Source organism: Saccharopolyspora ipomoeae, from assembly GCF_029952525.1.
GTDB classification, from domain to species: Bacteria; Actinomycetota; Actinomycetes; order Mycobacteriales; family Pseudonocardiaceae; genus Saccharopolyspora; species Saccharopolyspora ipomoeae.
This window is the reverse complement of the sequence record NZ_JASAOF010000021.1, coordinates 13876-25941: the sequence shown is the minus strand read 5'-3', so window position 1 is coordinate 25941 and position 12066 is coordinate 13876. Positions and strand designations below refer to the sequence as shown.

Annotated in this window: 8 protein-coding genes; 7 read left to right on the top strand and 1 reads right to left on the bottom strand. The window is 66.9% G+C overall.

The window, feature by feature from the left end:
- Window positions 1–327 precede the first annotated feature (327 nt).
- The 7 genes from QFW96_RS24320 (at window position 328) to QFW96_RS24290 (ending at window position 11105) form a co-directional block, all read left to right on the top strand.
- On the top strand, window positions 328–1479 hold the full coding sequence (locus tag QFW96_RS24320) for a LuxR C-terminal-related transcriptional regulator (RefSeq protein WP_281458040.1): 1152 nt from the start codon (window positions 328–330) through the stop codon (window positions 1477–1479).
- Window positions 1480–1965: 486 nt separating this feature from the next.
- Window positions 1966–4002 (top strand): hydantoinase/oxoprolinase family protein, encoded by a 2037-nt coding sequence (locus QFW96_RS24315; protein ID WP_281458039.1) that lies wholly within the window; start codon window positions 1966–1968, stop codon window positions 4000–4002.
- Window positions 4003–4014: 12 nt separating this feature from the next.
- Complete coding sequence (locus QFW96_RS24310; RefSeq protein ID WP_281458038.1) at window positions 4015–5937, top strand: hydantoinase B/oxoprolinase family protein; 1923 nt, start codon at window positions 4015–4017, stop codon at window positions 5935–5937.
- Window positions 5938–5951: 14 nt separating this feature from the next.
- Complete coding sequence (locus tag QFW96_RS24305) at window positions 5952–6212, top strand: hypothetical protein (protein WP_281458037.1); 261 nt, start codon at window positions 5952–5954, stop codon at window positions 6210–6212.
- A gap of 205 nt (window positions 6213–6417) precedes the next feature.
- Entirely contained in the window at window positions 6418–7182 is a 765-nt protein-coding gene (locus QFW96_RS24300; protein WP_281458036.1) for an SDR family NAD(P)-dependent oxidoreductase, read from the top strand.
- Window positions 7183–7384: 202 nt separating this feature from the next.
- Entirely contained in the window at window positions 7385–9748 is a 2364-nt protein-coding gene (locus QFW96_RS24295) for a xanthine dehydrogenase family protein molybdopterin-binding subunit (RefSeq protein WP_281458035.1), read from the top strand.
- A 370-nt stretch (window positions 9749–10118) separates the two neighbouring features.
- Complete coding sequence (locus QFW96_RS24290) at window positions 10119–11105, top strand: AraC family transcriptional regulator (protein ID WP_281458034.1); 987 nt, start codon at window positions 10119–10121, stop codon at window positions 11103–11105.
- 100 nt (window positions 11106–11205) lie between these two features.
- On the opposite strand, the gene QFW96_RS24285 is transcribed toward QFW96_RS24290, so the two are convergent.
- On the bottom strand, window positions 11206–12021 hold the full coding sequence (locus tag QFW96_RS24285; RefSeq protein WP_281458033.1) for an SDR family NAD(P)-dependent oxidoreductase: 816 nt from the start codon (window positions 12019–12021) through the stop codon (window positions 11206–11208).
- Window positions 12022–12066: the final 45 nt, after the last annotated feature.

Sequence of the window (12066 nt, the reverse complement as noted above, 5' to 3'; positions counted from 1 at the left end):
GCCTTCGGGTGCTGCAGCGCCTACCGACGCGGCCGAACGCCGCGATCTCGCGATGAGGGCACCACCGAACGACCCAAAGTAAAATATTTCATGCGTAATCTCCGGTCAATGCCCAGCGACGCCGGACACCGCGCCCAGCAGACGTTGCCCATCCGACCCGTTCGGGCCGGGGGTTGACCGCATCAGTGCAGGCACGAGTGGTTCGTCGACACGGATGAGTGGTTGTCCCCAGTCGCAGGAGCTGCATATTATGGATAATCTCCTGCGGGCTCAGTGCCGTGCCCAGCGCGAGCTCGCCGATTCCGCACGTCGGGGATGTCGAGGTGGATGATGGAGCTCGAACAGACCGTCTCGCTGCCCCGTGGCGGGGCGGCCGACGGCCCGTTGCTCGGTCGCGAGCCTGGCATGGCTGCAGCATCGGCCCGGGCATTCCACGAGCTCTGCTCCGACGTGAAGGCTGCACTAGACATCGACATCCCTCAGCCCGATGCCAGCACGCTGCCGGTGCGTGCGGTGCAGTCAGTACTGGCACGGCTCTGGAGCGCCGTACTCGGCGAGACGCTGCACTGCGCTCAAGAAAGCACGACGTCACCGGCGCGGCAGCTGGAACTGCTCGAACTCCTGGGACGGATCCGGGGCATTGAATCCGAGGTCGCCGAGGCCCGGATCCGCCGGGGACGGACTGACCTGCGTCTAGTCGCGGACGCGTTGGCCTCGGTCCGCGAGGCGCGAACCGTCCATGACTTCCTGAGCCGGGTCCCCGAAGCGGGCTGCCGGCTCGGCTTCGATCGGGTCCTGGTATCCCAGATCGAGAACTCGGTCTGGAAGCTGCACACGATGTGCGTCGTCCGCGAGCCGCGGTGGGCCGACGAGATCGTAGCGGCTGGGAAGGCTAGACCACCACAGCTTGACGGCGGGATCATCGAGGCCGACGTCGCCGACCGCGCCAAGCCGTGCCTGATCTTCGACGCGCAGAACAGCCACCGGGTCGACCGGAATCTGATCCAGGTCACCAGGTCCGCGTCCTACGGCATCGCACCGCTCACCGTGCACGGCAAGGTCGTCGGCCTCCTCCATGGCGACTGCTACCACCAGCGCCGCGACGTCGACGAGACCGACTTGACGCTGCTGTCGCTGATGGCCGAAGGGCTCAGCCACTCGCTTGGACGACTCAGCATGGTTGAGGGACTGAACGCACTCCGTGAGAACGTCGACCAGCTCGCGACTCGACCACCGATGTTCCCCGCGGAGGCGGCACCGGCTGTGCCGCTCGGAGAAATTCCACCGCTGACAGCCCGCGAGGTCGAAGTCATGGAGCTGCTGGCCGCGGGCCACTCCAACAGGCACATCGCCCGGCGTCTGCTGGTCTCGGAGAGCACCGTGAAATCCCACGTCACCCACCTCCTGCGCAAGCTCGACGCCTCCAGTCGCGCCGAAGCGATCTCGCGCTGGCTACGTCGAGGCGCAGCGGCGCGCTGACCTCGGACGATCAGGATCCCTCAATCTCCCATGCCGCACGTTTCCCCGCGGTGCGCTGCTTCGCACTCACCCGAACCACTCGTGGCGATGCTTCCCGCCAGCTGATCCGCTGGCGTGCAATTCCTCGAGAAGTTCGACAGGCCGGGTGACCAACTGGTTGTGTGATACCTCCTCCTTCAACGAAACGTCCTGTGATGCGCATGGCGACGGCAGAGGTTGACGGCGTAGCGCGAACCTGTCCGAAGGTCGGACGAGATCTCGGACCTTTTGAGGACGCCTCTCCCGGATCGCCCTCACAGAATGACGTGCAACACACCACCACCGATCGGCGCGTTCGGCCCCGGTGGCGGCATCCACACCGGGCTCGTCGCCCCTGCGGCGACCCCTGCAATCCCAAACCCGCTCCTGACGCAGTCGCGTCAGCAGCGCACAACATGATGACCGCGGAGGCGTGAGGTGACTGAGCAACGAGGCTCCGTCGACTGGATGGTCGGCATCGACGTCGGCGGAACGTTCACCGACATCATCGGGCTCAACCGGGCGACCGGCGAGATCCGCGACGGCAAGGTGCTGTCAACCAAAGAGCAGGAAGTAGGTGTACTGCAGGCACTTTCCGCGATCGACGTGACCGTCCCGGAAGTTGCGGAGATCGTGCACGGACACACCGTCGGCATCAACGCGCTGCTCAGCCGCGCCGGTGCGAAGACCGGGTTGCTCGCCACCCAGGGTCACCGAGACCTGCTCGACGTGGGCCGGATGCACCGCGAGTTCGGCAACCGCTTCTACGACCCCACCTGGCTGCGCCCGCACCAGGAGCGCCCGGTCATTCAGCGGCAGAACCGCATCGGCATCCCGGAACGGGTCCTCTACGACGGCTCGGTGCGACTGGATCTGTCCGAAGACGCGGTTCGGGCGGCTGGCAAGGATCTCGCCAGCCGGGGCGTCGAGTCCGTGGGAGTCTGCTTCATGAACTCCTACCGCAACGCCGACCACGAACGGCGGGCGGTCGAGATTCTCGCCGAGGAGCTCCCCGACGCCTACATCCAGACCTCGCAGCTCTACCCGGTCTCCAAGGAGCACGAGCGGACGACGACGGTCGCACTCGACGCCTACGTGGGACCAGCAGTGGTCGGTTACCTGCAGCGGCTCTCGGCGGCCCTGACCGCGCAGGGCTTCGGCGGCACCCTGTGGATCATGATGATGAACGGCGGTGTAGCGACCTACGAGGCCGCTGGAAAAGCGCCGGTCTTCCAGCTCGTTTCGGGCCCGGTCGGTGGCGTCACCGGCACCATCCAGCTGGCGCGCGAGTCGGGTCGCACCGACCTGCTGACCATGGACGTGGGAGGCACCAGCACGGACGTTGCGGCTATCGTCGGATCCCAAACCCCGCTGACGGACTTGTGGACCCTCGAAACGGGTCTGACACTCACGCTGCCGCTGGTCGACGTGGAAAGCGTCGGTTCGGGCGCCGGAAGCATCATCGCGCCGAACACCCTGGGCCAGATCTCCGTCGGGCCGCGCTCCGCCGGGTCCAACCCCGGCCCCGTCTGCTACGGACGAGGCGGCACGGAGCCGACCCTGACCGATGCCTGCCTGGTTCTCGGCATCCTGCAGCCCGATCTGTTCGCCAACGGCAAGATCCGCCCCGACGTCGACGCCGCGCGCGCCGCACTCGCTGCAGCGGGCAAGCGGTGGCACATGTCCGCCGACGAACTCGCTGCGGCCGCCTATCAGGTCGCCTGCGAAGACATCGCCGCCAAGATCCGCACGATCTCCGTCTACCGCGGACTCGACGTCCGCGAGTTCGGACTTCTGCCCTTCGGCTCGGCAGGGCCGATGCTGGCGGACCGGGTCGGCCAGATCCTCGGCCTCGACAGCGTCGTGGTACCCGGCACTCCCGGACAGTTCTCGGCACTGGGACTGCTCCAGAGCGACCTGCGCGCGACGAGCGCGCACTCGCTGATGATCCCTCTCCTGCCGGACAACGCCGACGAGATCGAGGCGGGTTTCGCCACCCTGGAGCGCAAGCTCACCGACGACCTGAAGTCGCAGGGCGTCGACATCGAGGGGTTGACGTTCGACCGCGCGGTGTTCGCGATGTACCGGGGGCAAACCTGGGACAACCGCCTACCCATTCCGAGCGGCCGAATCACCGCGGAATCCGTCAGCGAGACCATCTCTGATTTTCACGCCTTCTACCAGGATTCCTACGGGTTCTCCGCGCACGAGATCCCCGTGGTGATCTCCACCGTCGAAGTCACGGCCGTTATTCCGCGCCCCCACAAGGTTACCGCCGGGGAACCGGAACCAGGTGAGTCTCTGCTCGGCTACCGGCAGGTTCGCGTGCCGGGATCAGGAGAAAGCCTCAGCGTCCCGGTGTACGTCCGCGAACGGCTCAACGACGACGAAACCGTAATCGGTCCAGCCCTGGTCGCGGAGAAGTTCGCCACGACCTTGGTGCTGCCCGGCCGACGCGCCCACGTGGACGAACACGGCCTGTTGATCATCGAGAGCGACCGCTGAGGAGCTACCACCATGACCATCCAAGCTGAAAACACCGCCGCTCCAGCAGAGTTCGAGCTCGACATTCTCCGCTACGGCCTGATCGAGGTCGCCCGTGAGATGAACGATGCGCTGATGCGCAGTGCGTTCTCGCCGGTGTGCCGCGACATCCTCGACTGCACGACCGCGATCCACGTCCGCAGCGGCGACGGCTGGGAAACCGTGGCTCAGTGGGAGGGCTGCATGCAGCACGCCTTCACCTCCCCGCACATCGTCAACTTCGCCATGGACGATATCGACGTCGATTCGATGCAACCCGGCGACGTCATCTTCGTCAACGATCCCTGGCGCGGCACGATCCACCAGTCCGACGTCAACCTGCTCCGCCCCGTCTTCGTAGACGGCCGCGTCGAGTTCATCCTGCACTCGACCTCGCACCTGGTCGACCTCGGCGGCCCGATTCCCGGCGGGTTCGCCAACGGCACGCAAACGGCCTTCGAGGAGCAGCTCAAGCTCCCGCCGACGTTGCTGTACGCCAACGACGTCCCGGTCCGGCCGCTGTTCAACTTCCTGCTGGAGAACAACCGGGTCCCGCAGCTGGTCCTCGGCGACCTCCGAGCGCTCTACGGCTGCCTGGTGGTGGGTGAGCGCCAGCTGCAGGCTCTCATCGCCCGCGGCGGCCTCGAGAAGGTCAAAGCCGCCGGGCAGTATGCGATCGAGGCCACCGAGCAGAGCATGCGCCGCGGCATCGCCGCCGTCCCCGACGGTGACTACACGGTCGAGGACTTCCTCGACGACGACGGCGTCACCGACGAACCGATCCCCGTGCGGGTCACCGTGAAGGTCCGGGGCGACAGCATGGAGATCGACTTCTCCGGCTCGGGTCGCCAACCGCTCGGCAACTGCGGTACGGCCTGGTGCGAGGCTGTGCGGTGCATCGAAGCGGTGAAGATGATGGTCGACCCGAGCACCCCGGTCAACAGCGGCACGCTGCGCCCGATCGAAACCATCCTCCCCCAAGGCAGCGTCGTGTGCGTGCTGCCGCCGTCCAGCTGCTCCAACCACGCCGACATCGGCCCGCGGTGCATCAACGCCGTCGCCAGCGCCCTGAGCGAAGCTGTCGGGGACCGGTCGATCGCCTGCGACACGGGTACAGCGCTGGTCATCAGCCTCGGTGGCGTCGACACACGGCCCGGCCACGAGGGCATGCCGTGGGGCGCGTTCGCACTCACCGGCGGCGGTTGGGGCGGCACGTGGAAGGAAGACGGCGTCTCCTTCTGCGTGACGCCCATCGGCAACTGCCGCACCTCAGTGCAGGAGCACGTGGAAATCGAAAGCCCGCTAATCATCGCCCAGCACGAGATGGTCCTGGACACCGCCGGTGCCGGCCAGTACCGGGGCGGCCTGGGATCCGTCTACACGTTGACCGCCCAGTCGGACACGATGGTCACCGTCACCTGCGACCGCGTGCGCACCGGTGCGCCGGGGGCTGCCGGAGCGGGTGCGGGCGCGCCGGCATTCGGCTGGTACATCCCCGACTTCAACCTGGACAAGCACTCTGACCCGCTCGACCTGCGCGGGCTCGAACCCCTGTTCGGCATGTTCGACGACGACGGCTGGCCTGACCCCAACGACGGCTCGTTCTGCAACGGAGCGCGCTACAACACCGGCAAGATCTCCGGAATCGTCCTCAAGGCCGGGGACGCGTTCCGGTTCATCATCGGCGGAGGCGGCGGGTGGGGCGATCCGCTGCTGCGCGACCTCGACCACCTGGAAGAGGACGTGCGCAACGGGCTCTACAGCGAGGAGTTCGCGTCCCGTGCGTTCGGCGCCGTGCTGACCGATGGACGCATTGATCGTGATGCGACGGCCGAGCGTCGCGCGGAGCTCACCACACTCCGCGAGCAGGGACGCTGGTCGGTGCCCATCGCCGCCCCGCTGAACTGGACCCGCTGAGAAGGAGAAACCCGATGTCACTCGACCGACTCCTCTTCCCCCGTCCGGAGACCCCGCGGGTCTCCGTCGAACGAACGCCGGTGGAGGCCACCTGCCCGTCCTGCGACGGAACGAACGTCGCCCGCTACCCGGTGGCGAACTACCAGGGCCCGCGGATGGTCGTGAAGTGCCAGGACTGCTTCACCCACCTCGCGGTGACTCGCCCTGAGCCCGAGGACCACTGGCCGGCATGGCGCTCCCCCACCCGCGATTGGGCCCCGTCCCGACTCGGTTGACCCCTACCGAGTCGGGAGTGCGAAGGCCCATCCAAACCCCAGCGCGTGCCCGAAGGCGCTTCGGCCGAACTGCTCAACACCAACAACACCGGACAGACACAACGCCGAGCTTCCAACCAGGCTGGGAACTGTCCACTGCTGAGACCAGTCATCCACGCTTGATTGCTTCAGCAGCCCCAATACTGCACAGAGAAAGAAGAGTGAGATGTCAAGATTGCTGGAGGGCAAAGTTGTTCTCGTCACCGGCGCCGGAGGCGGGATCGGACGTGCGACATGCCTGCTAGCAGCCAAGGAAGGCGCGCTGGTCGCGGCGACCGACGTGTCCGCGGAAGCAGTGGACAAGACGGCGCAGTTAGTGCGCGATGCGGGCAGGGAAGCCTTCGCAGCGCCAGCGGACCTCACTGACAGGGCTGCCGTCGATGCGATGTTCGCCGCCGTCGTCGACAACTTCGGACGCCTCGACGGCGCGTTCAACAACGCGGGCGTCAGCGGAGGACAGATCGGGCAGGGCGGCAAACTCGTCGCCGACTGGGACGAAGAAGCGTTCGACCAGATCCTTGCGGTCAACCTCAAAGGGGTCTGGCGATGCATGCGCGCCGAGCTCAAGCAGATGGTCGCGCAGGGCGGCGGTGCGATCGTGAACACCGCGTCGCTCGCTGGACTCTCCGGCTTCAAGACCACCGCGGGCTACGCAGCCTCCAAGCACGGCGTCATCGGGCTGACGAAGACGGCGGCGATCGAGTACGCGCCGACCGTGCGCGTCAACGCGGTGTGTCCCGGCTACACCGACACCGACCTGATGAAGGACGCGATGAGCAGGAGCGGGGCGACCATCATGTCGCGCATTCCCTCCGGGTCGCTCGGCCAGCCCGAGGACATCGCCGAGATGGTGTGCTGGCTGCTCTCCGATCGCTCGTCCTACGCCACTGGCAGCCCGTTCGTCGTCGACGGCGGCTACATGGCAGGTTGACCAGGCCAGTCGCACACCGCCAGGTCTGCGACCGACTGAATGGGCTCGCGGGGCATCGGCCGAATCACCGATGCCCCGCCGCCTTCACCAACTCCAGGTTGCCCGGATGCGCACCGACTGAAGGACGCACCCGCCCCTGCTCACCCGCTCCTCACACCAACGAAAGTGGCACATTACACACAATATATAGTAATGTTCTCCCATGGCAGGGTCGCTGATCGGAACCGAAGTGCGCCGGGTCGAAGATCCGGAACTCCTGCGTGGGCGCGGCACTTTCGTCGACAACCTCAAGATCGACGGCGTGCTCCACGCCGCGTTCGTGCGCTCCCCGTTCGCGCACGCCTCGATAGAACGGATCGACACGACCGAGGCCGCGGCAGCTCCTGGCGTGGTCGCGTTGTTCACAGGACAGGACCTGGACCTGCCCACGCTGAAGCCCTACATCGAGCTCGACCCGCGATGCGCGCGTCTTCCCCTCGCCACGACCAGGGTGCGCTTCATGGGCGAGCCGGTCGCCGTGATCGTGGCCGAATCAGCATCGGCCGCCGCTGATGCGATGGAACTGGTCGACGTCGAATACGACCCCCTGCCGGTCACGGTCGACCCCGAGGCCGCGCTCGACCCCGACGCCGAACTCCAGTTCCCCGAACTCGGCTCGAACATCGCGGGCGGCAACCGGGACGACGAGGACGTCCTGGCCGGGGCCGACGTCGTCGTCCGCGCCCGGCTCGAGAACCAGCGGCTCGCGGTCGTGCCGATGGAGGGCAACGCGATCGCGGTAGTACCGGGTGGCGACCACTCGGCCACCATCCACGTCTCCACCCAGATGCCACACGGCCTCCAAGCCGCCGTGTCCCAGATGTTCGGCTGGGATCTCGAGCAGGTCCGGATCGTCGCCCCGCACGTCGGCGGGGGCTTCGGCGGCAAGGTGGAACTGCGTGCAGAGCACGCGGTGGTGATCGAAGCGGCCCGACGACTGAAACGGCCGGTGAAGTGGACGGAGACACGCTCCGAGAACATGCAGGCAGCACCGCACGGCCGGGCTCAGGTGCAGTACGCCGAACTCGGACTGAACCGCGACGGCGCGATCGTCGGGCTCCGGTGCCGGGTGATCGGCGACGCGGGGGCGTACGCGGGCTTCGGCGGCGCCCTCGCGCTCGGGCCGACGCGCATCATGGCGCAGGGCGTGTACGACATCCCCAAACTCAGCTTCGCCGGGATCGCCGCGCTGACCAACACCACACCCGTCGGTGCGTTCCGCGGAGCAGGCCGTCCGGAAGCTACCGCGATGCTGGAGCGGTTGATGGACCTGGCCGCCGCCGAGCTGGACATCGACCCGGTCGAACTTCGCCGGCGGAACTTCTTGCACCCTGAGCAGTTCCCGCACACCACCGCGACCGGGGCCAGCTACGACACCGGCGATTACGACCTGCCGCTGCGGAAAGCTCTGGAACTGGCCGGCTACGATGAGCTGCGCGCCGAGCAGGCACGACGGATCGAGGCGGGCGAGACCGCATTGCTCGGAATCGGCACTGCCACGTACGTGGAGATCACCGGCGGCGGGGCCGCCGGTGAGTGGGGCTCGGTGGAGATCCGCCCCGACGGCGGTGCGACGATCAAGATCGGTACTTCCAGTCACGGCCAGGGACACGCGACGTCGTTCGCCATGATCGTCGCTGACCGTCTCGGCATCCCCATGGAGTCCGTCGAGTTCGTCCAATCCGATACGGCACAGGTGCCGCGAGGCGGCGGAACCGGTGGCTCGCGGTCATTGCAGCTCGGCGGCAACGCGGTAGGGCAGGCCGCGGAGCAGGTGCTGAACAGGGCGAAGGAGCTCGTCGCCGACCGGCTGGAGGCCGCGGTTGACGACATCGAGCTGACCGAAGACGGCCGGCTCGGCGTGGTCGGCGCGCCGACGACGGGCCTGAGCTGGGCCGAGATCGCCAATCAAGCCGCTGAGGATGGCAATCCCTTGGCAGCCGACACCGACTTCACCTCTGGTGGCGCGACGTTCCCGTTCGGAGCACACGTGTCCGTGGTCGAGGTCGACTCTGAAACGGGAGTCGTACGACCTTTGCGGCACATCGCCGTCGATGACTGCGGCCGCGTGCTCAACCCGCTGATCGTGCGCGGGCAGCAGCACGGCGGCGTGGCCCAGGGCATCGCGCAGGCGTTGTGGGAGCAGGTCTCGTTCGACGAGGATGGCAACCTCATGACCGGCACCCTCGCTGACTACGCGATGCCGTCCGCAGCCGACCTACCACCACTCGAGGCGCACAACACCGAGACACCGACTCCGCGTAATCCACTCGGTGCCAAGGGCATTGGCGAGTCCGCAACCGTCGGATCGACACCTGCGGTGCAGAACGCCGTGGTGGACGCGCTCAAGCACCTCGGTGTCCGGCACATCGACCTGCCCGCTTCCCCGCAGCGGGTGTGGCGTGCGATCCAGGACGCCAGCTCCGGTGACCCCACGTCACCGTGGCAGGAACCACCCGCCGCCTTCGACGCGCTCCCCCTCCGCGAACCAGGCCCATCCCCCGACGCCGACGAAGCGGTCGCCTGAGCGTGACAATGAGATATCAGCCCTCGCTCGTGGCGCGGGCCAGCGCACACTTCAGACACACCGGACAGCTCCCGGGCCAGACTCCGCGAAGTCGAGCAACGTGAGAGACAGGACTGCCCGTACGCACCCAACCGACGGATGCAGGGCCTCGGGCGACGGCCGCCACGACGGTTCAGCGGTTCAAGGGGTACGTGGAACCCGGTCACGCAGTCAACGCTGACAGCACAGTACGCACCGCCTTCCGAGAGCGTGACCTGGGGAAACGAACAACCCGGATTGGCGGCGAACAAGCGCCAACAAGCTTGATCTCGGATATATTATATCGATAATGGTTTTGAGGAACACTTGCACGTCATGCAGGGAGGTCACCGTGGACCAGAAGGAGCAGCAGGTTGACCACAGGCGACCGCTCAACCTCCACACAGCGGACCTCGACCTCGCCCAAGATCACGTGACGAGAACCTTCGCCAACCACGAGCTGCACATTCAAGGGTCCCGAAGCCTCGACTTCCACCTCGACGTCGTCCCGTCGCCACGTCTGACGATCGGACGCATGACCTACGGCGCGGACGCGGTGCTCTACGGCCCCCCGATGCAGCTGTGCTACCACGTCAACCTGCCCGGGTCAGGCGTGAGCACGGTTGAGCAGAACGGCCGCAGCAGAACCTTCACAGCCGGAGAGGCCGGAGTCGCTTTCCTGCCACAGGCTCCCGTCATGGTGGCCTGGAGCGCGGACTCCTGGCAGTACCACCTCAAGCTCCCCAAGAACCTGCTGGAGACCCACGCCGCCAAACTCTCAGGGCACCCGGTGGCAAACGGAGTCGACTTCGATCTCACCTTCGACATCACCTCCAGCACCGGCCGGGCGCTCGTCGCCACGGCCGGCTTCCTCTACGCAGAGCTGGCGAGACCAGGAGGTCTCGGCACGCTCCCCGCCGCTTGCCAAGAGCTGGAGTCCGCCCTCATGACTCAGCTGCTCATGACGATCCCGAGCCAGCTGACCCCCGAGCTCGATCACAAGCCCGCGCACACCCCCCGCTCGAAGATCCGGGAGATCATCAACTACATCGACCGGAACCCCGACCAGCAGATCACCACCGCGGACCTCGCAGCGATGGCGGCTCTCAGCCCACGCACGCTCCAGGTGGGCTTCCGCGAAACGGTCGGAATGTCGCCGACTGCCTATCTCCGCGAAGTACGACTGGACCGGGTGCACTGCGAGCTGGTAGCAGGCGCGGCGTCGGTCACCGAGGTCGCCGCGAGGTGGGGTTTCTACCACCCCGGGCGGTTCGCGCACCAATATCGCGACCGTTTCGGATGTCTTCCCTCGGAGACCGCACGCAGCGGGCGTGGCTGAGCTGAGGCTGCCGGGAAAGATCTAAGCCTGGGCCTGCCGAAGCCGAGGCGGGGCTGGAGCCTCACAACGACGCCCCAACCCCGCCTCGGCTTCTCCCCCGCTAGCCTTGCGGAGCTTCGTCGAACACCACCGTTGATGCGTCGACCGCAGCACCACCACCATCGGCCACCAAGACGTGCCCGGTAACCATCGAAGCATCGCCGGACGCGAGGAAGGTGCAGCACCCGGCGATCTCCTCAGGCTCGGCCACCCGACGAAGGGGCACGTGCTGTGCCGTCATCGCATAGGCCTCATCGACCGTGATCCCCTCGCGCTCGGACAGGTGCGCCATGGCCCCTTCGCCGAGCGGCGTCCGAACCCAGCCGGGGCACACCGCGTTGACCTGCACTCCCCGCGGTCCGTACTCCCGTGCCAACCAGCGGGTGACACCGATGATGGCCGCCTTCGCCGCCGTATAGCCGACGGTGCCGGGCGGGCCTGCGATGAGGCCCGCCGTCGAGGCGAAGAGCACCAACGACCCCTGACTTTCGATCAGGTGCGGCATGACCTCACCGGCCAGGTAGTACGAACCGTGCAAGTTGACGTCGAGAGCCTTGTGGTAGGCGTCCACGTGCTTCGGACGCGCGGTACCAGCAATCGCCGCTCCCTGAGTCGCGATCACAGTGTCCAGACCACCCAGCTCCGCCACAGCCTGGGCGACCACATCGCGAACCGCTTCCCCGTTGGTACCGTCGGCCGGCAGGGCGATCCCGCCGATCTCGTCGGCAAGAACCTTGAGTCGTTCGACGTTGATGTCGGTGATCGCGACACGTGCACCATCTTCGGCGAGACGCCGCGCGGTCGCGGACCCCACTCCCCCAGCCGCGCCAGTAACGAGCGCGAGCTCGGAATTCCTTCTTCCAGTCGGACGGGTCATAACAGGAGCACCTTCCTATCTTCACGAGCCTGTGCGAGCGAGGCT